General features: G+C 66.1%; 20 protein-coding genes. 7 read left to right on the top strand and 13 right to left on the bottom strand.

The annotated features are described in order from the left end of the window. Positions 1–10: 10 nt before the first annotated feature. Positions 11–469 (top strand): MarR family winged helix-turn-helix transcriptional regulator, encoded by a 459-nt coding sequence (locus KHO41_RS27465; RefSeq protein ID WP_211956401.1) that lies wholly within the window; start codon positions 11–13, stop codon positions 467–469. Positions 470–1,462: 993 nt separating this feature from the next. On the opposite strand, the gene KHO41_RS27460 is transcribed toward KHO41_RS27465, so the two are convergent. The 10 genes from KHO41_RS27460 to wecB all read right to left on the bottom strand — a co-directional run bounded on the left by KHO41_RS27460 (position 1,463) and on the right by wecB (position 14,785). Further along, entirely contained in the window at positions 1,463–3,859 is a 2,397-nt protein-coding gene (locus KHO41_RS27460; RefSeq protein ID WP_211956400.1) for a CHASE2 domain-containing protein, read from the bottom strand. Next, on the bottom strand, positions 3,834–5,510 hold the full coding sequence (locus KHO41_RS27455) for a FecR domain-containing protein (protein WP_211956399.1): 1,677 nt from the start codon (positions 5,508–5,510) through the stop codon (positions 3,834–3,836). The genes KHO41_RS27460 and KHO41_RS27455 overlap by 26 nt, the downstream gene beginning before the upstream one ends. Next, a complete protein-coding gene (locus KHO41_RS27450) occupies positions 5,503–6,213 on the bottom strand; it encodes a response regulator transcription factor (RefSeq protein WP_211956398.1) in 711 nt (236 codons plus the stop codon). The genes KHO41_RS27455 and KHO41_RS27450 overlap by 8 nt, the downstream gene beginning before the upstream one ends. A gap of 217 nt (positions 6,214–6,430) precedes the next feature. After that, positions 6,431–7,258: a hypothetical protein gene (locus KHO41_RS27445; RefSeq protein WP_244874055.1), complete on the bottom strand. Its 828-nt coding sequence runs from the start codon at positions 7,256–7,258 to the stop codon at positions 6,431–6,433. Next, a complete protein-coding gene (locus tag KHO41_RS27440; protein WP_211956396.1) occupies positions 7,255–8,172 on the bottom strand; it encodes a YaiO family outer membrane beta-barrel protein in 918 nt (305 codons plus the stop codon). Before KHO41_RS27440 ends, KHO41_RS27445 begins: the two co-directional genes overlap by 4 nt. Positions 8,173–8,255: 83 nt before the next feature. Further along, positions 8,256–10,100, bottom strand: coding sequence for a polysaccharide deacetylase family protein (locus tag KHO41_RS27435; RefSeq protein ID WP_211956395.1), 1,845 nt, complete (start codon positions 10,098–10,100; stop codon positions 8,256–8,258). Positions 10,101–10,108: 8 nt separating this feature from the next. Further along, the gene (locus KHO41_RS27430; RefSeq protein WP_244874054.1) at positions 10,109–11,173 is read right to left on the bottom strand and encodes a hypothetical protein; all 1,065 of its coding nucleotides are present in this window, start codon (positions 11,171–11,173) and stop codon (positions 10,109–10,111) included. Between the two features lie 9 nt (positions 11,174–11,182). Next, positions 11,183–12,226: a bactofilin family protein gene (locus KHO41_RS27425; RefSeq protein WP_211956394.1), complete on the bottom strand. Its 1,044-nt coding sequence runs from the start codon at positions 12,224–12,226 to the stop codon at positions 11,183–11,185. Then, positions 12,223–13,563 (bottom strand): glycosyltransferase family 2 protein, encoded by a 1,341-nt coding sequence (locus tag KHO41_RS27420; protein WP_211956393.1) that lies wholly within the window; start codon positions 13,561–13,563, stop codon positions 12,223–12,225. The genes KHO41_RS27425 and KHO41_RS27420 overlap by 4 nt, the downstream gene beginning before the upstream one ends. 70 nt (positions 13,564–13,633) lie before the next feature. Further along, entirely contained in the window at positions 13,634–14,785 is a 1,152-nt protein-coding gene (gene wecB, locus KHO41_RS27415) for a non-hydrolyzing UDP-N-acetylglucosamine 2-epimerase (protein ID WP_211956392.1), read from the bottom strand. Between the two features lie 989 nt (positions 14,786–15,774). Here wecB and KHO41_RS27410 point away from each other — a divergent pair. From KHO41_RS27410 to KHO41_RS27390, 5 genes are all read left to right on the top strand, one after another. Then, the gene (locus KHO41_RS27410) at positions 15,775–15,978 is read left to right on the top strand and encodes a cold-shock protein (RefSeq protein WP_011301065.1); all 204 of its coding nucleotides are present in this window, start codon (positions 15,775–15,777) and stop codon (positions 15,976–15,978) included. Between the two features lie 28 nt (positions 15,979–16,006). Continuing rightward, on the top strand, positions 16,007–16,600 hold the full coding sequence (locus KHO41_RS27405; protein WP_211956391.1) for a BON domain-containing protein: 594 nt from the start codon (positions 16,007–16,009) through the stop codon (positions 16,598–16,600). A gap of 132 nt (positions 16,601–16,732) precedes the next feature. Continuing rightward, positions 16,733–17,599: a presqualene diphosphate synthase HpnD gene (hpnD, locus tag KHO41_RS27400; protein WP_211956390.1), complete on the top strand. Its 867-nt coding sequence runs from the start codon at positions 16,733–16,735 to the stop codon at positions 17,597–17,599. 100 nt (positions 17,600–17,699) lie between these two features. Then, a complete protein-coding gene (gene shc, locus KHO41_RS27395; protein WP_211956389.1) occupies positions 17,700–19,721 on the top strand; it encodes a squalene--hopene cyclase in 2,022 nt (673 codons plus the stop codon). A gap of 14 nt (positions 19,722–19,735) precedes the next feature. Then, complete coding sequence (locus tag KHO41_RS27390; protein ID WP_280519720.1) at positions 19,736–20,446, top strand: phosphorylase; 711 nt, start codon at positions 19,736–19,738, stop codon at positions 20,444–20,446. Here the strand turns inward: KHO41_RS27390 and KHO41_RS27385 are convergent. From KHO41_RS27385 to KHO41_RS27375, 3 genes are all read right to left on the bottom strand, one after another. Further along, on the bottom strand, positions 20,433–20,747 hold the full coding sequence (locus tag KHO41_RS27385) for a type II toxin-antitoxin system RelE/ParE family toxin (protein ID WP_244874053.1): 315 nt from the start codon (positions 20,745–20,747) through the stop codon (positions 20,433–20,435). The two genes, KHO41_RS27390 and KHO41_RS27385, sit on opposite strands and share 14 nt — an antisense overlap. Then, the gene (locus KHO41_RS27380; RefSeq protein WP_211956387.1) at positions 20,748–20,948 is read right to left on the bottom strand and encodes a hypothetical protein; all 201 of its coding nucleotides are present in this window, start codon (positions 20,946–20,948) and stop codon (positions 20,748–20,750) included. It lies immediately after the preceding gene. A gap of 151 nt (positions 20,949–21,099) precedes the next feature. Next, positions 21,100–22,356, bottom strand: a complete 1,257-nt coding sequence (locus KHO41_RS27375) for an Hsp70 family protein (RefSeq protein WP_211956386.1) — start codon at positions 22,354–22,356, stop codon at positions 21,100–21,102. Positions 22,357–22,554: 198 nt separating this feature from the next. Between KHO41_RS27375 and KHO41_RS27370 the strand changes: the two genes are divergently transcribed. Continuing rightward, positions 22,555–23,550: a Bug family tripartite tricarboxylate transporter substrate binding protein gene (locus KHO41_RS27370; protein ID WP_211956385.1), complete on the top strand. Its 996-nt coding sequence runs from the start codon at positions 22,555–22,557 to the stop codon at positions 23,548–23,550. The last annotated feature ends 35 nt before the right edge of the window (positions 23,551–23,585 follow it).

The following is a 23,585-nucleotide window of genomic DNA, read 5'->3' as shown; positions in this document are numbered from 1 at the left end:
TACTAGCCGCATGACCAGGCGAAAACAAGGTATCCATACCCTTCGCACCGATGCAGCCGCGGCGCTCGATGCCGACCTCGGCCTGCAGGCACGCCTGCTGGCGCGCCGGATCACGGCGGAACTTGATCGTGCGCTGATTCCGGCCGGCCTTACCAGCACCCAGTTCAGCCTGATGTGCCTGATTGCCGCCGCGCCCGATGACACCATTGCAGGACTCGCCCAGCGGGCTGGCCTGAACCAGTCGACCATGTCCCGCAACGTCGATCAGCTCGTCGGCGCGGGCTTTGCCGAGGTCGTTGCTTCCGAGCATGACCGACGCCGGCGCGCGGTGTGGCTGACGGAAGCGGGAGCCGTGCGGCTTGCGCGCGCGCATGCCTTGTGGCAGCCGGCGAATCGGGCGTTAGGGGAAAGACTGGGATTCGAAAGTGCGGACGTTCTGATGGTGGCCGCGGCGGGGCTTGGTGAGTAGAGGGATTGGGGTGGGGGCAGGTTATCGCTCTTGGCAGGCGCCGCTGTTTCGCCGGCGTAGCCGGCGGGGGCTTTGCGTTCGCGATGGGTTGTCGATCTTGGCAGGCGCCTCTGTTTCGCCGGCGTAGCCGGCGACCTACTTTTACCCGAGCGGTAAAAGTAGGCAAAAGCGCGTTTACGTGGTCAATCCAGAGCTCAATGCCATTGAGGCATCAGAGGTCCGCTGGACTGCCTGCCGCGTAGATGATTAGGATGGGACAGCGCGTACGAGCGAACCCGGATTACGGAGTGGTCCCTACTAACAACGCCTCCACGGGGACGCCTACGGCTGCGCTACGCGCGGCTCGGAGTAAGATCGCGAAGGTCTGACCCAAACCTCGCCTCGGTGACGAAGCCTTGGGCGCATTGCATGCGCGTAGAGAAACGAAATCGGAACTCCGGCGCCAGCGACGTTGATGAGCTTGCCCCCAGACGACGACGCGCGCGCAGCGCAGCCGAAGGCGTCCCACCACTGACGTTGTTGGAACGCTGTACCCGAGTCCGTCTTGGGGATCGTCCAAAAGCCGTGCCGCGTCAGGCACAGGTTCTGACTCACATAGCGTTAGCAGGTTGGAACGGCCGACCACCATCGCAGGCGTCCAAAGCCGTTTGAACCCCTGCCGCCGTGGAATTGATGGCCAGCGGCAACGACGCGCTTTTCTGCCTACTCTTTTGTCGCTCGGACAAAAGAGTAGGTCGCCGGCTACGCCGGCGAAACAGCGGCGCGGGCCAAGAACGACACATCAATCCCAACCACAGAACCCCCGCCGGCTACGCCGGCGAAACAGCGGCGCCCGCCAAGTACGACAACCTCATCAATGATCCCGAAAAAAAACGCCCACTCCAGCAAACAACCTGGGAGGGGCCAGAGCGAGCGTCACAAGCCGTGCGTAGCGGGGCCACACGACCCCCACATCCTAGGCAAATCCGCGCAACACAACTGCCAACAATTGTGTCAACAAGCCGGCGCCGGCAGGCGCAGCAAAAACGTCGCCCCCTCCCCCGCATCGCTCACCACCCGGATGCTGCCACCGTGCCGCTCCGCGACAGTCTTCGCCAGTACCAGCCCAAGCCCACTGCCAGCCGGCGCACCGGCCGCATGTTCATGCAGCCGCGCAAATGGCTCGAACAGCCGTTGCTGCTGCGCAAGCGGAATACCGGGCCCATGGTCCGACACCGACACGGCGAAGCCCTCTGGCTCCGCCCGCAACGCGACCACGACCGCCGAATCGCGAGGGCTGAACTTGATTGCGTTGCTGACGAGATTGCCGATGGCCCGCACGAGCAACGCCGGCTCGGCACGGATCATGGCAGGGTCATCAGGCACGTCCACCTTCAGGGGCACGCCGCCGGCATTGGCCAGTGTCCACATCTCATCCGTGGCGTCCAGTACCAGTCCCGCCAGATCCACATCATGAAGCGCCAGTGGCTGCGTTTCCACACGCGCGACGCGAATGAAGTCGTCGGCCAGCGACATGGTGCGCCGGGCATGCGCGCCGATCCGCGTGAGCAGCTCCGCGGGCGGCGCGTCGCCGGCCGCGCCGCGATGCAGGTCGATCAGCGCGAGGATCGACGCCTGCGGCGAGCGCATGTCATGCGACAGGAAACGCAGCATCTGCTCGCGCTGGCGCTCGGCCACGCGGATCGCTGTGATGTCGATGAAGCTCACGATCAGCCCGGCCACCGTGCCCTGCTCGTCATGCAGCGGCGCGCCATGCATGAGGTAGCGGCGCTCATCGCGCGCGGCTAGCTCGATGCCATCGTCGGAGCCACCCGCTGCAGCGCTGCGCGCATGCAGCGCCTGCCAGTATTCCAGCGCTGGTTCCGGCGCGGCAAACAATACCGCGATCACCGCGCGGATATCCGGGCGCGCGCCACCGTCGATACCGGTATGGCCGCTCTGCGCGACGCTGCCGTGGCCGTTGCCCAGCACCCCGGGCACGAGCGCCACGCAGCGCCGGTTCGCGAGCAGCACGCCGCCTTCAAGGTTGCAGATCACCGTCGCCTCGGGCAGGCTTTCGAGCCCGTCGGCCAGGAAGCGGCGCAGGTCATGCAGTCGAGAACTCATGCGATAGACCGCACGCATGCGGCTCTCGAGCGTGGCACCAATGGCCGCGGAAGCGGAAGGCAGGTCGGACTCGCGCTCATGGCGCGCCAGTTCCTCCGCGAGAAAGCGCAGTGCGGCTTCCTGGCGGCGCCAGCTCCATAACGGATAAAACATCAGGCAACCAAGCAGCGCCGCTGCGGGCGCAAACCACAGCCGTGCACCGGCGAGCAGCAGCGGCGGGCCGGCCAGCAGCACCGCTACCACCACACCTGTCGCGAGCAGCGCGCCGCGCGGCGTCAGCACCAGTGCGGCGAGCGCGGCCGCCAGTATGGCCAGCACGGTGCACGCCACCTCCCAGGGCCGCGGCACCGCGACGATGGCATCGTTGTCCAGTAGCGTCTGCACCGTATTGGCCAGGATTTCCACGCCGCTCATGCCGCGCCCGTTGCGCGCAACCGGCGTGGGCAATACGTCGCCCATCCCGGTCGCGATGGCGCCGAACAGAACGGCCTTGTCACGGAATATGGCGGGGTCCACGCGGCCTTCCAGCAGGTCGCGCGCGGAAACGCGTGCAAACGTGCCCGGCGGGCCCGCGAACGGGATGCGCAAGCGGTATCGGCGCTCCCAGCCGAACGCATCGGCCACGCTGGCCGGCTCATGTCGATAGCTGGCAACCGGCTGCTGCGGCCGGCCCCAAGACGCCATGACCGTCGCGACATGGGGCAGCCCGGCTTGTTGCGCGGGTGCCGGACCTTCGAGCAGGTAAAGCTGCCGCGCCACGCCGTCGGTGTCCACAGTCAGGTTGATGTGCCCTACCCCGGCACCCAGCCCGGCCAGCGGATAGCGCACCACCATGCCATTGGCCGATGATTCGGCCAGCGCGGGCAGCACCACGTTGCCCGCTGCGGCGAAACTGCGGGCAAGCACGGCATCGTCCTTCGGATAGCGCGTGTCGCGCTCGGTCAGGATCACGTCCACGCCGATCACGCGCGGGTGGCCGGCGGCAATGCGGTCCACCAGCGCGGCCAGCACCGTGCGGCGCCAGGGCCAGCGGCCGATGGCCGTGATGCTCGCGTCGTCGATGGCGACGATGACAATGTCGTTGCGCGCCGCGTGGTGCTGCGCCTGGATGGAAAGATCGTAGATGGCCAGGTCGGCGCGCTCGGCCCAGCCATGGCGCGCGACGACCGTCACCAGCGCCAGCACGGCAGCCAGCAGCAACGCCCATTCGGCCAGCGTGCGCCGCCCGAAGGCGGACTCCGGCGCGCGCCGCCAGGGATTACCGGATCCGGATGCCGGCGTCATGGCCGCTCTCGTCGCGGGTGCCGTTGCCGAGCCGGATCGTGACGCCCTGTCCGTCACGCAGGAGCGCGACGATGTCGAGACGCTGCGGCGCAGAGAACGAGGCCTCCGGCTCCTTGCCGTCCGGCAAGGCGCGCGCCACGCGCACATAGTACGTACCGGCCGGTGGCCGCGGCAGGGCCACTTCGTTGTCGGCGCTGCGCTGGTCCGCCACCATGCGCGTAAAGCCGGCGTCTTCGGCGATCTGCACGCGGTATCCCGCCGTGGCCCGCGCGTCCGCGGGCCAGCCGATACGCAGGCGGTCGCCGTCGTCGCGCAGCGTCGGCACGGGCGGCGCGGGCTCGAGCGTGAACGGTACAGCGGCCGACCATGGTCCTGGCCGACCGGCAGCGTCCAGCGAACGCACACGCCAGAACCAGGCGCCCGGCCCAAGCTTCTGTGCGGCCTGCTCTGACCGGGCTGGCTGCGTCGCTGCAGTTGCGGCAAACCCCGCATCGGCGGACACGGCGAGTTCGTAGGATGCCGCGGCGCCCACGGCCGCCCATTCAAACGCGACCGACTCGCCATAGCGCACGGTGCCGGCGGCCGGCTGCAGCGTGAATGGCGCTGCCGGATTGAGCCGCACCACAAACGGCACGGATGCGGGCTTGCCGGTCAGGCGTTGCACGTCAATGGCGCTCACAGCGAGGTAGAGCGATCCTTCGGGCAGCCCATCCAGGCCGACATGCGTGTCCGCCGTTTCGCCGGTCCAGACCAGCTCGGTATGCGCTGTATCGCGCGCGACCGAGACGCGATAGCCGGCGGCGCCCTGCACGGGCTGCCACGCGGCCTCCGCCGCCGGCCCCAGCACGGTATCAGGCAGCGGCAGCAGGTGTGGCGCCGGCAGCAGCGCGACGGGTTGCGACAGGCCAGCGCCCGCCGCTACACCGATGCCGTAACCAGCCACCACCGCCATACCGGATGCCGCCCCCGCACGCGCAAGACTGACGCCGACGCGGCCCTCCAGCACCTCGCTGCGGCTGCCGGCGGCATCGGCGGACACACGGTAACGCGTGCCTCGGACACCCGTCACCATCATCGGCGTATGCAGTTCGAAGCGGCCCACGCCGCCCCCCTCGGGTGCTACCCGCGTGTCAGCCTGGCCACGCTCGATGCCGATCACGGTATCGGTCAGGCCCGACTTGCGAAACGTGCGCAGGCGCCGCACCGCCACGGTAGTGGCCGGCGGCAGCGTCACGCGCGTACGGTCAGGCAGCTCCAGCGTGACGGTGCTTCCGGCCGCGGTCACGATACGCGCGGCCTCGCGCAGCGCCATGCCCGGACGCAGCGGCTCGCCGTCGGCCTGCGCCTGCCCGTTGACGAAGACCACGCGCGCCGCGCCGGGCTGCTCGGGAATCTGCCCGAGTGGAATGCGCAGGCGCGTGCCGGGCGCCAGCCGATAAGGATCGGCCACGCCATTGCGCGCCTGAAGCAGGCGCCAGCCTTCGGCGCTGGCCATGAAGCGCTCGGCCACGTTGAACAGGTTGTCGCCACGCTCGACCACGTAGATGAAATCGGCGCCTTCTGCACCGGCCGCTCCCGCTTGCGCCGGCCCGGACGCCGCCAGCCACAATGCCAGAGCGATTCCGGTACTTGCCGCGGCGGCCTTACGCATGGCCGCCGTCCCCGGCATCTGCCTCTTCGAAACGGTAGCCGTGCGAATAGATCGACGTCAGCCGCACGCCATTCTCGGGCCGCAACGCCAGCTTGATGCGCAGGCGCGACATGTGCGTATCGATGGTGCGCGAGCCGGTGCCGATGGATCGTCCCCATACGGCCTGCTCGACCACATCGCGCGACAGCAAGCGGCCCATGTTGCGAAACAGGAAGAGCGCCAGTTCGTACTCGCGCGGCGACACCGAGACAGGCTCCCCGCCAAGCGCAATCGTGCGCGCGCGCGGATCCAGGCAATAACTGCCGCGCCGGATGATGTCCGTCTCGCGCGCGGTCTCGGGATAGGCGCGCCGCAGCAGCGAGCGCACGCGCGCCAGCAGTTCGGCGGATCGGATCGGCTTGAGCATGTAGTCGTCGGCCCCGACGCTCAGGCCGGCAACGATGTCGTCTTCAGCGGTGCGGCTGGTCAGAAACAGGATCGGCGGCATGGCGCCGGAAGTCTGGCGCACCCAGCTCACCAGTTCGAAACCGCTGGTGTCCGGCAATTGCCAGTCCACGACGAGCAAGTCGAATGCCTGCTCGCGCAATGCACGAAGCAAGGCCGCACCCGTGGCGTAGGATTCGCATTCGAATCCGGCCTCGCCCAGTATTTTCCGGATCAGATCCGCCTGGTCCGGATCGTCTTCTACCGAGGCAATCCTCATCCCTCACACCCTTCTGCCTGCTGCGACTGCAAATTGCTGATGCGATCCTGCGGTCGTGGGTTATTGATTTTCTTTGTTCCCCCCTGAACCACCAGGAGAGCGCGGCCGTAAGGAATGCATGGCAGCGAGCCTGGCCGAAGCATCGCCACAAAACCACAATGTTACTCAACCGCGGCTTGCGCCCCCAGGACACAAGACAAACGGCATGCAACGCGCTTCAGTTGCGCGGCTTCCAGCTCATTGCCCAGGCGTACAGCGCCACCAATGTGCCGAACTGGACGAAGATCGATCCGAGCAGGAAGACCATCGGATACCACAGCACCGAAAAATGGAGCAGCAACGAGGCGGCCAGGGTGTACTGGAGCGGGATCAGCACGATCAGGTACGCCATGGCCATGGCCGACAGCAGAAGCTTGCGCACGAAGCCGAAGTCCAGCACGTTGTAGATCAGCGCGTACAACCACGGCGTGATGGCGATGACCAGCACCGAAGCCTGCGTCAGCGACGCGATGGACTTGCCCGCGTCGTATGGAAAGCTCGCAGGCCAGGCATAGAAGTAGAGTTGCGCGCTGGCCTGGATCAGCCCGACCAGCCGCAGCCCGTAGGCGAGCGGCAGCGCGCGGCCCGAAGTCAGCCACCGCGTACCGAACAGCAGCACCAGCGTGATCACCATGCCGCACAGCCACTGCACCGGCGAGGGCAAGGCGGCATTGGCGTGCGCGTATGGCACTGTCCCGAACCCAGGCAACAGCGCGGGGTCCGCCTGCAGCGAGATCTCGCCGCCCAGCGCAGCGCTCCAGAAGCCGATCATGCGGCGCCAGAGGTCTGCCACCCATGGCCACCCCGCGCAGAACGCATAGGTGAGCAAGGCTGGAATCAGCAGCACGTCGATCCAGCGCGTCAGCGGAAACGCCAGCCGGCGCATGGCGCGGTGCTTCTCGAACCGGTCGCCGCGATAGCCTGTCACGCGCTGCAGCGGCTCGCCGCGCGCGGCAGCGGGACGCCTGGTCTGCTGCGGATCCTGTGGGGCGGCGGTGCCGTTCACCGGAAACTCCATCGGAAACCCACTTCACCGGCGGTGCGGCTGTAGTTGGGGTTGTGGTAATACTGCGCGCCGATCAGCAGCAGCAGCGAGCGGGAAATCCGTTCGCGCCACTGCACGCTGAAGCTGTAGCTGTCGAAGTCCACGCGCTCGGTGCCAGTCGTGAACACCTGGTAGGCCTCGCGGGCGTGCTCGGCACGCAGGATAAACGCACGCTTCTCGTCGCTGCCAATGGTGGCGGCCACATACTGGCTCGGACCGAACACCTGGCCCGGGTTCGCGCGGTTGAAACGCAGGCCGCCTTCGACCACCAGCGACGGGAAGTACGCGAGCCCGCTCAGCAACACGCCGTGGTCTGAACGTCCGCCGTCCTGCCCCTTGGCATAGTAGGCGCCCAGCCCTGCAACGAAGCGGCGGTCCGGTCCGAACTTGCGGTAACCGCTGGCATCGACGCGCCAGCTCGGGAACAGCTCGCTGCTGCCGGCGCCGGCGCCCACCGTCATGTAGTAATCCTCGGAGAGGTCGCGCGTCAGCGACAGCGCCCCGTACTGGCCGCTGAAGCCGAAGCGGCTCTGGTGATCAAGCTCGCCTTGTACTACGCCCAGCGGTGTCACGGCCATGCCGCGCACGGCGGCGGCAGTTGCCCCACCATAGCCGTTGGTCATGCGGCCGTTGCCAAGCACGACTTCGATGGCGCCCTTCTCCGGCTCGAAGGGCACCGGCAGCGGCTGCGGGATCGCCATGGGCCGCGGCGTCGGAACTGGGATCGGCATGGGCGTCATCGAGGATGCATCCTGGGCCAGCGTGGCCTCCGGCTCAACCGCGGCAGGCTGCACCTCGCCCTGCGCGCGGGCAACATCCATGGCCAGGGCGGATGCTGCCAGCGAAGCACCCCATACGATTCGATTCCAATTCACGCTCAATTCATCCCAATTAGCTGCGGTCCAACTGACCCAATTCATACTGACCAAACTCATTCGCGGCGATCGGTGCGGCGCCATCAGGCTCCGCTCCCCTTCAACGCTGCGGCAATCACGATCCGGTTCCCGGGGCCCGCCACCACTTTCCAGCTTGCCCCCTGCATCGACACGCTGCCCTGTCCGCTTTCCACACGCGGCCTGGCATAGCGGTCGGTCGGGAACAGCCACGTCAGGGCGTCGAGCGATTCCTTGTTTTCGGCGGTGACGCGGACGTCGTTGCGGTCCGAGGCGAGACGCCAGACGGTCTGCTCGCGCCGCTGTGCAAAGTCCGCCATCTGCGTCATCGTGTGCCACTGGAACTGGTGACGGGCCTGTTCGGCGTCGGCAGATTCAAGCAGCGCGTCGATGGCGCGCAAGTAACGTACGGCGCCGGGCGGATGGAAGTAGATCAGGCGGATCTCGCCGGTCCCGGCAGCAAAGCGCACCAGCGACGTGAGCCAGTTCGCTATCTCCGTCTCCGGAATGTCGGACATGTAGGCTTCTTCGATCGTGCTGTACTGGCCATAGGTCTGCACGGGGAACGACCAGATATGCTCGTCGCGACGGCCGTTGCGATAGGTACGTGTCGGCCCCTGGCCGATGTTGCCGGTGAAGTAGTAGGCCTTGACGTGGTGCTCGTCGAGCCAGCGCGTCGCCCATTCCGGCTGGTTGCCGGTTGGCGCCGAGTACTCCGTCTGCGGCTTGCCGGTCAGCGTCTGGATGGCATCCGCGTTCTTCTGCAGGTAGATCTCCATCGACGACTGGTTCTTCTCGTTGACGTTGAGCCCGAACCAGTCGTGGATCCAGCCGCCATGGCTGCCGATCTCATGGCCGTCGCGCATCAGCCCGCGCACGACTTCGGTGAACGCGGCGTTGTTCGCAAGATCGACGCCACGACCATCGTTGAACTGGCGCTGGTCCGGCCCGGCGGTGATATGGAAGCTGAACGGACCGCGCTTGAATACGCCGTCCTTGATCAGGCTGTCGACCGCGTCGATGCAGATCTGCGCATCGCAGTGCCAGTTCAGCACCAGCCCGCCGATGCCCTGCGGCGCCGGCGACAGCTTCGGCTGTTCCAGCATGCCGGTGGCAAAGTAGTTCAGGAAGCCGTGCAGCAACACGCCGTCGGTGCGCAGCTTGAGATAACCCAGCGGCAGGTTCACGAACAGCACGCGGCCCTTGCCGAGCTTGCGCTCGCCGGCAATGATCGAGTTCTCGTCCGATACCATCAGCACCTTGCCGGTGTAGCCGCTGCCGGTGTGCATGGCCGGATAGCGCAGCATGTCTTCGCCATAGCCCGACAGCATTGCGCGGCCGTCCTTGGCGATCCAGCGGCCAGGCGGAATGTGCAGGCCAACCATGACCTCCGGTGCGCCATACACCGTCGCCTGGTGCGCCATGTCGTTGCGTAGCCTGGCATAGAAACCGTACTGCACGCCGACCACATCCGACATGCGCGAAGCGCCTTGCTCGTAGAAGCCGTTCTCGTTGAGGATGCCGGCGTCATACACCTGCATCAGCGCCCCGCCGGCCTCCACGAACTGCCTGACCTTGTTGACGAATGCCGTGGTCATCGAACGGTGCACCGTGTCTGGCAGGATCACCGCGGAATAGTCGCGCTCGCCGTTCAGGCCATGGCGCACGAACTCTGACGCCGTGACCGTGCTCAGGCGCACGCCCTCTTCGAGCGCGGCGTCCATCCAGGCTTGCGCGTAAATGCGGTTCTCCCCCGACAGGTTGTCGGGAACCACCAGCACGATGCTGTCGCTCTGCGGCTTGCCTGGCCCTTCGTTCATGCTGCGATACGCCAGCAGCGCGCACGCCACGATCGCCACCAGTGCGAGCACGCCGAAGACATGCTTGCGCCACGCGGATACTTTCAGCAAGTTCAACCTCATTGCATGTTGGGCCTGTCGGCCGTGTCAGGCATGGCATGCAGGAGCCCGATCCGCACACCTTCCTCCAGTACATTCCAGCGCCCTTGCGCGCGCCACGCGGCCGATGCCTTCAGCCACGCGGCGGCGCTCTCGCGATCGCCAGCCTGGTAAGCCGCCAATGCGATTACGCCCCACGGATAGTGGTCGCTCTTGCCGGCCAGCCAGTCCTCGGCATGGCGGTGTTTCCAGACGGCCCACTGGCGTGCCGCCTGCGAGCCGGTGGTCACATCGCATAGCCACAGATAGACCGGGGCGACCACATTGGGATAGAAACCGTAGGGCGCCGGCGGCAAGGTGGCCCGTGCCGGCTCCAGCGCCACGGCCGGGTTGTAGCCGTAGCTGCTCGCCAGCCCGTCGAGCATCAGTCTCTGCGAAGGCAGCTGCGACAGTTCGCGCGCGTATCGCGCCGCCGTGTCGGGCCGGGCGCGCAGCTTTCCGAGCGCGCCAATCACTTCGACGTTGTCGGCAAAATAAGCCTCGGGCCGACCGAACCGTGCCCGGAACGTGGCACGCTGCGGATCCCACAACGTGGCCAGGTTCTCCAGCGACTTGCCGCAACTGGCCTCCAGTGCGCGATCGCCCTTGAGCACCTCGCTGGCCAGCTGGCACCAGAACACCGCAAGCGAATCGTCGGCATCGGCCGGACCGCAGGCGACCCACTGCGTTTCGCCGCTGCGGCAGATGCGCGGGAACGGGCCGTCCGCCTGCTGGTAGGGCAGCAGCCACTGCGCCAGTGCCGCAGCACGCGCGCGCACGTCCACCCCGAGCCGGTGCGCGACCAGCAGCGCATAGATCGCGGTGTAGGGCTCCACATAGTCGCCGTGGGCGAATACGGTCATGGCGCCATTGGCGACCGTGAAATCTTCGAACATGGGCGTTGCCGGTCTGGAGTCCGCCGCTGCCGCGGTCAGCGACACACCCGAGGCAAGCAACATCCCGGCGCAGTACCGTACGAGCCGGCACACGCCGCGGGCCGGGCATGCGGCGGCGAAGCCGCGGAACAGGTTCGGGAGCCACGACACAGCCGGCTCCTACGCTGCGAAGCGCGCACCTTCATGGGTGGTGATCACCCCATGAACGATGCACCCTGGCGAGACGAACAAGCGGTTGCACACCAGCGTGGTCGGCGCATCGGGACGTCCGATCCGGCAATTGGGGCCGAGCACGATATCCTCGAAGCCGATCAGGGGTCCGAGAATGGCGCTACCTGCACCGATCTCCATATTCTTTCGTGCCGAAAGGCTGCCGATGATGCGGGCGCCATCGCCGACCTGCAGATGGCCGTGGCTCTTGATGCTGCCGTCGAGCGCGATCTGGCCCGCCACGCGGCAATCGCCGCGGACCACGTAGTCGCCCGCGAGCGTGCTGTCGTGGCCGATCTCGGCATCGCCGTCGAGCACCTGGCGCGAAGCCACCGGCTGCGGCATGGGCACCGGCTTGGGGGTGTCGGCGACATCGCCGAATACTACGGATGGCGCACCAGCCCGTTCGAAGCTCGCCGGCGCCGCAAAGCAGACAAAGTGCTCTGCCGTAACCCGTCCCGCCACGCGCGAATTCGCCTTGAGGTGCACCTGGCGCCCATGCACCCAACGCTGCACCTCCGCCCTCTCGCCAAGCCGGACCTTCCCTTCCGCCAGGCACGCACGCAATTGCGTACCGGCGCCGCCCTCGAAGTCGCGCTCCACGTAGAGATCGGCGCGCACGCGGCTGTCCCGCCCCAGCCACGCGCTGCCGCGGAATACCACGATATGGTTGGCCTTGCCGAGCGCGCGCGCAAGCGCCTTCTGCTGGTCCCGCTGCAGCGTACGGATATCACGCCCGACGCTGAGCGCCTTGCTCACGGGAATCTCGTAGGTGTTGCCCGCCGTGCGCAGCGCGTCCAGATCGACCCCGTGCTGCTCGACCAGGCGCGAGCGGAAACCATTGGCGAAGAAGGTCAGGCTGTTCGGCTGGTCGCGCCGCATCGGCAGCGGCGCGAAGTCGGTCGGGCGCAGCCATTCGGAAAGCGCCGGCACGAACGGCAGCAACAACAGGCCCAACACCGCGCCGGCGAGCAGGAAGTAGTTTGCCGTCATCGCGCCTCTCCGCCCGGCTGGGTGTCGGAGGCTGCTGGCACGGCGCCGGCGCTGCCCGGGACCGGCGTACGGAAGCGTTCGGTCTTGTCCCAGACCAGCTCGCGCTTGCGCACTGCGTCAGCGATCTGCGTGACGGCCGCGCGCGAGATCGCCACCATGCTGACCAGGAAGCCGAACAGGTTCAGCGGCAACAGGCGGATGCGGTTGCGGTGGCCGTCAAGGTAGGTGGCCGCAGCGATCTCGAAGAACGCCGCATTGCTGCCCAGCCCGCCATAGCAAAGCAACGCAGTCAGGAACACCCAGCCCGACACGATCGACTGCGCCGCGATGTAGAACAGGATGGCGGCAATCACCCACCCTAGCAGCTGGATCGGCGGCATGATGAAGATCAGCAACAGCAGCGCGCCGTCAACCCGCTCGCGCAGGCTGATGCGCCGGTTCGTGATCAGCTTCCAGATATTGTTCACCATCACCTGGTTGTGACCGCGCGACCAGCGGCTGATCTGCCGGACCCGCACGGGCCACACCTCCGGCACCTCTTCATAGCACTCGGACCGGTTCTGGTAGACCGTCTTCCAGCCACGCTGCAGCAGGCGGAACGTGACATCGGTGTCTTCGGCGAGCGTGTCGATATTCCAGCCGCCGATCTCGGCCAGCGCTCGGCAGCGAATGCCGCCCACGGTGCCGCCGTACTGCGGCACCAGCCCGAGGTTCATGCGCGCGGTCTGGTCCACCTGATAGCCGCCCGCGCGTTCCAGGTCGAGCAGGCGCGTCAGCAGGTTGGCGCCCGCATTCACCGGCACCACGCGGCCCATGATCGCGCCGACCTCCGGATCGAAAAACGGCGCCACTAGCTGCTTGATCAGACCTCGCGCCGGCAGGTAATCAGCGTCGAATACGATCATGATCTCGGCGTCGATCAGCGCGGTGGCGTCGCGCAAGGCCGCCGCCTTGCCGGGGCGCCCTTCGGTGCGGTGAAACAGCGAGAAGCGGCCCGGATGCTTCGCCGCGATATCGTCGATGATCTGCCGCGTGCCGTCGGTGGACCGGTCGTTGACCGGCATGATCGTCATCCTGTCGTGCGGATAGTCGACCTCCAGCAGGGCGTTCAGGCAATCCGCGATCACGCGCTCTTCGTTGTGCGCGGCGACGCAGACCACGACCTGCGGCCATACCCCATGCTCGATATCGAGGTACGGCTGGCGCTGGCGGCCGAACAGGCGATTCAGCGTGAACACGTAGTGTCGCACCGTGTAGATCACCAGCAGCACGATGATGCACAGCGAGGCCGCGAGAAGAACGTGGTTGACTAGCGACAGGGTGTCCATGGTTCCCATCAGAATGCGGCCGCCCCGTGGCGTGCCGCAGGTCGGGCATGGTGGACAGGCGCGGAAGGCGTCATGGCGGTCACGCCGCCGCCTGCTGGTCGTGAAGGAACTCGCTCATGGGCGCCCCCGTCAGCGCCGCCACGATGCGCTGCGAAGCCTCGCCATCGCCGTAAGGATTGAGGCGCTGCGAGAACGCACGCCAGGCATCGTCATTGTCGTAAAGGTGGTTGACCGACTGCACGATGCTCGCGACTTCGGTACCAACCAGCCTGACCGTCCCGGCATGCACGGCCTCGGGGCGCTCGGTGACATTGCGCATGACCAGCACGGGCTTGCCCAGCGACGGGGCTTCTTCCTGCACGCCACCGGAATCGGTCAGGATGACGTGGGCCCGCTGCATCAGCCGCACGAACAGCGCGTAATCGAGCGGCTCGATCAGATGCACGTTGGGCAAGCCTGACAGCTTGTCCTGCACGGGACCCTGAACGTTGGGGTTGAGGTGAACCGGGTAGACGATCTGGATGTCGTCGCGCCGCGCCAGCTGTGCCAGGGCCTCGCAGATATTGGCGAAACCGGTGCCGAAATTCTCGCGGCGGTGGCCCGTGACCAGCAGCAGCTTGCGGTCATCGCGCAGGAACGGGAAATGCGCGTCGAGCCGCTCGCGGAACGGCTGGTCTGCTAGGATCCGGCCAGTCGTCTGGAGCAGTGCGTCGATCACGGTATTACCGGTGACCACGATGCGGCCGCCCAGGTTTTCGGCCTGCAGGTTATGGCGCGATGATTCAGTTGGCGCGAACAGCAGGTCGGCGCAGACATCGATGGTGCGGCGGTTCATCTCCTCCGGCCACGGCTGCGAAAGATCGCCCGTCCGCAGCCCTGCCTCGACGTGGCCGACCGGGATGCGGCGATGGAACGCCGCCAGCGCCGAGACCATGGCCGAGGTCGTATCGCCATGCACGAGAATCCTGTCGGGACGCACCGTCTCGAGCACGTCGTCAAACGATGCCAGCAGCCGCGAACTCAGGCCGTTGAGCGTCTGGTTGCGCGTCATCAGTTCCAGGTTGTACTGGGGAACGATGTCGAACAGATCCAGGACCTGCTGCAGCATCTGCTGATGCTGGCCGGTCACGCAGACGACGGATTCGATTTCCGCGCTGCCACCAAGTGCCTTGACCAGCGGGGCCATCTTGATGGCTTCGGGACGTGTGCCAAATACCGAGAGGATTTTCATAATGTCACACAAAATAGCTTGACAGCCTACCACGCTGTAGCTATGCGATCATGACTTTTGTGTTGTGATCGCGCTACGCTGGGGTTTCCGCCACGAATGCTTGCACGGCCGCCATACCAAGACGCACACATGCACCGAACGAGGGCAAAAACTGGATGCTAGGACAGCCCGGCGCAACACATTGTCAACAATTGTGCCAAACGCATTACATCGCTGAGGCACAGGCGATCACACCGGCTGGTATCCCGACCGAGATCGACGACATTGCGGAATCTGCTGCGATGGACCGGACAAATCTGCTGCCCTGTCCTGGGAGAAGCGACGCCGACTGCGGGCGGCGCGGACGCTATTGCGACTGAATCATCGTGTTTCCCCGTTCTGCCAGTGACATCCGCCTGCGCGGGGCGGCGTTGTTTTCGTCGCGGCAGCCTGAAGGAATGTCCGCGCGATATCTTTATTTGCATCCCACCGTTTCTGGTTTCTGGTTTGCGGGCTGCCGGTTGGATATCCCCCAAACGCGGTATGCACCACAACGAGTAAGCAATTGTAAAAACGGTGGCAAGGCAATGGCTTACAAAGCAGACATTATGCCCGACAACCGGTCCTGCTGACACATCTGCATAATTGGAAAGTCTGTCGGTACGCCGGCGTACGGCACGTAGCGGTGCAGAAAGCGCGCAACTCAGGGAATTCACTGAATCGACGGTGATGTAGAAACCGCTAATATCTCGTGTCGGAACCTCTCATCATGATTCGGCGCTTTGCCTGATTGACACGCCGGGAAAATTCGTCAGAATGCAATCCCACATGTGCTGCGCCTTTCAGGGTGTCGTTCCGTGGTGTTTTTCGTTTGTCATACCACCGACATTTGAAAGGCATAAACAATGCGCGGTGGAACTGGGCATTCACCAACCCATGCTCCGTTCCTGCATTGAGCACGATGTACAGCGGGCAATTAAGCTCATTTGAAATTCAAGGTTGAAAAAGATATGGAAACCGGTACCGTTAAGTGGTTCAACGACGCCAAGGGCTTCGGCTTCATCACCCCGGACGCAGGCGGGAACGATCTGTTCGCGCACTTCTCCGCGATTGAAGGCGCAGGCTTCAAGTCGTTGAAGGAAGGCCAGAAGGTCCGCTACGTCAAGGCGATGGGCCAGAAGGGCGAACAAGCCACGAAGATCCAGGCGGTCTGACCGGTTTGGACACAGCAGGCGCGCGCCCATGCACGCGCCTGCCGGCAAAGAGCCTCGCGAATGCGGGGCTCTTTGCATTTGGGGCCTCGCCTTTCTTCTCGCACTGCTCCTGCCGGTGGAATCGCCACGCGCCGAAGCCATGGTGAACTACGGCAACGATCCCTTCATGCAAGTCTCATCGCGCATTGCCGGCTGCCCCGAGCCCACCGGTCCGCGCGTGAGCGAGGCCGAATGGCGCCGCGAGGCGCACCACCGCATCGAACAGGGCAACCATTGCTGGACCGAAGGCCGCTGCCGTCTTGCCAACGCATTCCAGTACGACAAGGAAATCGCCGAAAGTTTGCAACGGCGCCTGCGAACGCTGGCCGCCACCATGCCTGCCTGGCAGGACAGTACGTTGTGGATCACCGTGCGCGGACGCTGGCTGACGGTGCAGGGCTGCGTGCGCCCGGGCTTCGCCAAGGCACCGTTCATGGATGCGCTGCGCGAAGTCCCTGACGTGGAAAAGGTAGTCGACCAGACCACCGCTTTCCCCGCGCGCAACCTGCCTTACACGCGGTTTGTGCCCGGCAGCAGCCGTGCAGGCGAGGCCGCTTCCGCCCCCTCCGCAGGCTCCCGATAGCGCACTCTAGTCCGGCCGGCGTGTTACGAGGTTGTTGCTATAATCGGCCGACCCCAATCCACCGTCAGCGTGGCACGGCACCGTGGTCCGCCGATGCAGCGCGACGGCAAAAAAAGCGTGTCGAGGAGTTACGTGGCCGGTACTCAAATCGCAACGCCAGACGCCCCCATCGCCGGTGCGGCCACACAGGCCGTATCGTCGGGCAGTTCATTTCACGCGGCCATGCGCATCCTGCCGGCAGCGCAGCGGCAGGCCATGTTCGAGATCTACGCGTTCTGCCGCGCCGTTGACGACATTGCCGACTGCGACGCGCCGCATGCCGAGCGCCTGGCCGGCCTGGACGCATGGCGACGTGACATCGGCCTGTGCTACGCGGGCATGGCCCCGACCGCGCTGCGGTCGCTGGCGCAACAGATCGAAGCCTTCCACCTGCGCCAGCAGGATTTCCTCGACGTGATCGACGGCATGACCATGGACGTGGTCGCCGATATCCGCGCGCCCGACGCCGCCACGCTGGACCTGTATTGCGATCGCGTTGCAAGCGCGGTCGGCCGTCTCGCGGTGCGCGTGTTCGGCATGGACGAGGCGCCAGGCCTGGCGCTGGCCCATCATCTCGGGCGCGCGCTGCAACTCACCAACATCCTGCGCGATATCGACGAAGACGCCGCCATCGGCCGTCTGTACCTGCCTGCGCCCGCGCTGGCCGCCGCTGGCGTACAGGGGCTGGAGCATGCCACGCCAATGGAAATCATCGCGCATACCGGTATCGACGCCGCCTGCGCGGCCGTCGCACGTGAAGCGCAGGCGCACTACGAACAGGCCGACGCGGTGATGGCGCGCTGCCCGTCGCGCGTGGTGCGCTCGCCGCGCATCATGTCCCAGGTCTACCACTGCGTGCTCGAGCGCCTGCGTGCGCGGGGCTGGCGCGCGCCGCGCGCCCGCGTGCGTGTGCCGCGCGCGCAGCTGCTGTGGATTGTCCTGCGGCACACCATGGTTTGAGGATGTTGCAAAAGGATCCGCCTTGTGGCGCGATGCGTCCGGCGGTGTCCTGAACATCATCATCGAGGCACGCAAGCGTCGTGCCGCACAAGGAGTTTGCATGTCGATGAACGAGGCCGTCCTTGCCGCTCCGCGCGTCGCGGTCGCGACCGCGACGCCGGCCCTACACGGCCCCATGGAGGCCCTGCCTCCCCTGGACGCCGGCATCGGCCACGCGGTCGATGCGCTGCTCGCCCAGCAGAATGCCGACGGGCACTGGGTCTACGAGCTCGAAGCCGACGCCACCATCCCCGCCGAGTACGTGCTCATGGTGCACTACCTTGGCGAGACGCCTGACCTGTCACTGGAAGCCCGCATCGCGCGCTACCTGCGCCGCATTCAGAATGCCGACGGCGGTTGGCCGCTGTTCCATGAAGGCGGCTCCGATATCAGCGCCAGCGTGAAGGCCTACTTCGCGCTGAAGATGGCCGGCGACGATCCGCAGGCAGCGCACATGGCGCGCGCGCGCGAGGCCATCCTGGCGATGGGCGGCGCGGAAACCAGCAACGTCTTCACGCGCACACTGCTGGCGCTGTACGGCGTGATGCCGTGGCAGGCCGTCCCGATGATGCCGGTGGAAATCATGCTGCTGCCGCAGTGGTTCCCGTTCCACCTGTCGAAGGTGTCCTACTGGGCGCGCACGGTGATCGTGCCGCTGCTGGTGCTGAACAGCCTGCGGCCGCAAGCGCGCAATCCGCGCAAGGTCGGCATCGACGAACTGTTCGTCGGCTCGCGTGATGCCGTACGCCTGCCGCCAAGGGCACCGCACCAGCACAAGGGCTGGCACGCGCTGTTCCACGGCGCCGATGTGCTGCTGCGCACGGCCGAACACGTCATGCCGCGTGGCCTGCGCCGGCGCGCCATCGACGCGGCCAAGGCGTTCGTGCGCGAACGGCTCAACGGCGAAGACGGGCTCGGCGCGATCTTCCCCGCCATGGCGAACTCGGTGATGATGTTCGACGTGCTCGGCGTCCCGCCGGACGATCCGGACCGCGCCATCGCGCGCCGCTCGATCGACAAGCTGCTCGTGGTCCATGGCGACGAAGCCTATTGCCAGCCCTGCCTGTCACCGGTCTGGGATACCGCGCTGGCCGCGCATGCATTGCTGGAAGCGTCGGAGCCGCGCGCCACCGCCGCGGTCACGCGCGCGCTGGACTGGCTGCGCCCGTTGCAGGTGCTCGATGTGCGCGGCGACTGGACGGTGCGCCGGCCGGACGTGCGCCCGGGCGGCTGGGCGTTCCAGTACGCCAATCCGCACTACCCCGACGTGGATGACACCGCCGTGGTTGTCGCGGCGATGGACCGCGCCGCGCGTGCCGATCATGCGGGACGTCCGGATCCGAACGCCGAAGCCGCCGCGCGCGCGATCGAATGGATCGTCGGCATGCAGAGCGCCAACGGCGGCTGGGGTGCGTTCGAGCCGGAGAACACGCATCTGTACCTGAACAATATCCCGTTTGCCGACCACGGGGCCCTGCTCGACCCGCCCACGGCCGACGTGTCGGCGCGCTGCCTGTCGATGCTGTGCCAGACGGGCGCCACACCGGACAAGAGCGAGCCCGCCGCGCGCGCGCTGCAGTATCTGCTCGCCGAACAGATGCCGGATGGAAGCTGGTTCGGCCGCTGGGGCACCAACTACATCTACGGCACCTGGAGCGCGTTGTGCGCGCTTAACGCCGCGGGTCTGGACCCGGACGCGCCGCCGGTACGACGTGCCGCGGAATGGCTGCTTGCCATCCAGAATCCGGATGGCGGCTGGGGCGAGGACGGCGACAGCTACAAGCTCGAATATCGTGGCTACGAACGCGCACCGAGCGTGGCATCGCAAACCGCATGGGCGTTGCTCGCACTGATGGCCGCGGGCCAGGCCGCGCACCCCGCAGTAACGCGCGGCATCGACTACCTGCTGCGCACGCAGCAAGCCGACGGCCTGTGGCACGAGCCGCGCTTCACCGCAGTGGGTTTCCCACGCGTGTTCTACCTGCGCTATCACGGCTATGCGCGCTATTTCCCGCTGTGGGCACTGGCGCGCTATCGCAACCTGGAGCGCAGCGGCAACCGTCGAGTGGCGTGGGGACTGTGATCGGCAGACCGCAGGTGCGCGCCACAGGCGCGTCCCGTGTGCTGGTGGTCTGCGGCATGGATTTCGAAGCCCGCATTGCCGGCGGACCGCATTCCGAAGTGGTGTATGGGCAGCGCGGAGCTGCGCTCGGCGCGGCTATCGAGCGCAGCATCCACGCATGCGCGGGCATCATCAGTTTCGGCGTGGCCGGCGGACTGGACCCGGCGCTTGTGCCAGGCGCCGTGGTCATCGCCACCAGCGTGCGCGATGAAACGGACGGCGTCTCGACCCCAACCGATCAGGCCTGGGTAACCGCGTTGCAGGAAACGCTGCCGCAAGCGGTATCTGGCGTCATCGCCGGGTCGGACACTGCGGTGGTCAGGCTTGCCGACAAGGCCGCGTTGCGCGATGCCGGCGGGGCACTGGCCGTGGACATGGAATCCCACATTGCCGCCCGCGTCGCGCGCCGCTACGGACTCCCGTTCGCGGCGTGCCGCGTGGTGATCGATCCGGCGACGCGCGCTGTACCCCCGCTGGCAGTGGCTGGCATGGGGAGCGATGGGCGCACCGATGTCGGTGCGGTCATGGCGGGATTATTGAAGGCACCGTGGCAATTGCCGGCGCTGATGCGGCTGGGGCGCGATGCCGCGGTGGCGAAGGCCAGTCTGCTGGCGGTGCGGCGGGCGGTCGGTGAGGGCTGGGGAATACAGAAAACTCAAGCCTTTGTCAGGCTCAATGCGCAATGAGGTCCGCAAGGATATCCCGGCGCTCGTGCAAGATGCGCACAACGTCGATCACCTCATCACTCACACGATAGAACACAAGAAACGGAAAGCGCTCGAGAGCCCAGACTCGAAGCGACGCGTCCGGCAGAAAGTGTGCGTAGCGGCGGGATCCAACCCCGGGATGCGTTGTCAGGAAATCCAGGACGCCCAACAACTCTTCCGTAAAAGCCTCGCCGAGGCCTGGCGCGGCATCGTGATACCAGTCTTGCGCAGCGTGAGCGTCACTGCGCGCTGCAGGACGTAGCTTAAGGCGCAGCGCCATTCAGCGCTTGCGGCTTTGCAGGCGGGCGCGGTACTCGGCAGCGAATTCTTCTACACGCTCGTACTCCGTTCCTTCGCCGCTGTTGAGACCCTCTTCGATGAGCTCGTACAGGCGATGCTCGACCTCGTTCTGCGGACCGACAGCATCGTCAGCACGGGGCACGGGATCTTTGGGAAGTAGCGGTGGAGTCAGGCGGGCCATGTCAGCATTCTACCCACGTGCCTTCGACCCGCTCGTCGCAATTTCCGCAATACTCACCCAGAGGCGTTTGCAGCACTCACAGCATTCTGGCGTATACATCGACCGAAATCTCCACCTTGAGTTGGCGCGCTTGTCCTCTCCGGAGCCGGTGTCACCCAAACTTCCGCGCCGCATCCAGCGCCAGCCCCGACCCGATCCCGCCAAACAAATCCCCTTCCACACGCCGCGCGCGCGGCAGCAGTTGGCCGAGTTGATGCCGCAGCATGGGCACGCTGCTGGAGCCGCCGGTGAAAAGGATCGTGTCGACCGAAGCCCCGTCCACGCCCGCTGACGCCAGCATGTCCGTCACCGTCTTCTCGGTCTTGGCCACCAGCTTGCCGATGGACTCGTCAAACTCGCCGCGTGTGATCGACAGCATCAGTTCCGGCTCGATGCGATGCAGGTCCACCTCGGTACGGTCGACGCCCGACAGCTCGATCTTGGCGGCTTCCATCTGGATGGCCAGCCAGTGCCCGGCACGCTCGCGGATCAGGCGGATCAGGCGATCGAGCTTCACGGTGTCGGCCGCGTCACGGTAGTTGTCCATCACGATCGACCACGCCTTGCGCGTGTAGACCAGGTTGATGGTGTGCCAGCTCGCCAGATCGAAGTACTGGCTCGAAGGCATTTCCTTGCCGCTGCGCAGCTTGCTGCCGAGACCCAGCAGCGGCATCGCCCGCGCGAGGCTCAGCGCGCGGTCAAAGTCGGTTCCGCCGATATGCACGCCGCCGTTGGCCAGGATGTCTTCACGCCGGTCGATCCGCTTGGCGCGTTCCGGCGAGAGGCGGACCAGCGAGAAGTCCGACGTGCCGCCGCCGATATCGACGACCAGGACGAGTTCTTCCTGCTCGATTTTCGCCTCGTAATCGAACGCGGCTGCGATCGGCTCGTACTGGAACTCGATGTCGCGGAAACCGGCATCGCGCGCGATTTCGGCCAGCGTCTGCTCGGCGAGGCGGTCGGCTTCCGGATCTTCATCGATAAAGAACACCGGACGGCCCAGCACCGCACGTGTGAACGTGGTGCCGGCGGCGCGTTCCGCGCGCGCCTTCAGTTCACCGATGAAGTGGGCGAGCAGCTTGCGAAACGGCATGGCCTGCCCCATCACCTCGGTGCTGTCTTCCATCATCGAAGTGCCGAGCAGGCTCTTGAGCGAGCGCATCAGCCGCCCCTCATAACCTGCCAGATAGTCGTCCAGCGCAGCGCGGCCGTAGCTGACCAGCGGGTCTTCGGCGTGGAAGAAGATCACCGAGGGGAGCGTGAGCTTGCCGTCTTCCAGCGGCAAGAGTGCGGCCGGGTGGCCGGGGCGGGTCCAGCCCACCGTGGAGTTGGACGTGCCGAAGTCCAGGCCGCATGCGTTTGACATCATCAATTCCGTTTTTCCGTACAACCACTGCAATGTTCCCGCGCCGCCAACCGACTAGGCGCGGGCCGGGCGCCATTGTAGTGGCAGATCGCGAAAACGCCCGGCTCTTGACACGTTTCACAACGGCTCCTATTCTGCCTACGTTCTTTCTATAAGATCGTTGTTCTGTCTTATAGAATTTTAGTAGCGTCAGGAGACAATATGACTTTCCCGCACCGCCGCAAGCTTCACCCTTGGGCCAGCGCCCTTCTTTGCCTCGCTTTGCCCGCCGTCATGGCAGCAGCCGGGCCTGCCCGCGCCGACACGTACCCGAGCCAGCCCGTGCGGCTCGTGGTGCCGTTCCCGCCCGCTGGCGGCACCGACGTGCTGTCGCGGTTGGTATTCAACAAGGTAGGTGTGGCCACGCACTGGAACGTGGTGGTGGAGAACCGCGCCGGAGCAGGCGGCAATATCGGCCTCGACGTCGTGGCGAAAGCCAAACCCGATGGCTACACGCTCGGGATGGGGCAGACCGCCAACCTCGCCATCAACCCGACGCTGTACCCGAAGATGCCGTATGACGCGGTGAAGGACTTCACGCCCGTGGTGCTCGTTTCGGCCCAGCCCGTGGTGCTGATCGTGCGGGCCGATTCGCCGTACAAGACGGTGGCAGACCTCGTGGCGGCCGCCAAGGCGAAGCCGCTGTCGATGGCCTCCGCCGGCACCGGCACGGTCGGCCACCTGACGGGCGAAATGTTCGCGCGCCGCGCCGGCATCAAGATGCTGCACGTGCCGTACAAGGGCGCATCGCCGGCACTGACCGACCTGCTCGGCGGCCAGACCGACTTCTATTTCGCGACGCCGCCGATTGCCATGCCGATGATCAAGGCCGGCAAGATCCGCGCGCTGGCCGTCACATCGGCCAAACGGCTGCCGCTGCTGGCAGCCGTGCCGACCGTGGCCGAGTCCGGCTATGCAGGCTTCCAGGCGGAAGACTGGAAGGCGCTCGTGGCACCGGCGGGCACTTCGCCCGACGTGGTAAAGCGGCTCAATGCCGAGGTCAACAAGGCGCTGGCCCAGCCCGACACCATCAGCAAGATGCGCGAGGAAGGCAGCGATCCGCGCGGCGGCACGCCGCAGGACCTGGCGGCCTTCATCAAGTCCGAAAACACACGCTGGGGCGCGATCGTGCGGGAATCCGGCGCGCGCGTAGAGTAAATCGCAGCGGCCATCCATCACGCCCCTCCCCGCAG

The organism is Cupriavidus numazuensis, from assembly GCF_905397435.1.
Classification (GTDB): domain Bacteria; phylum Pseudomonadota; class Gammaproteobacteria; order Burkholderiales; family Burkholderiaceae; genus Cupriavidus; species Cupriavidus numazuensis.
The sequence above is the reverse complement of the archived record's forward strand: the minus strand, read 5'-3'. Positions and strand labels throughout refer to the sequence as shown.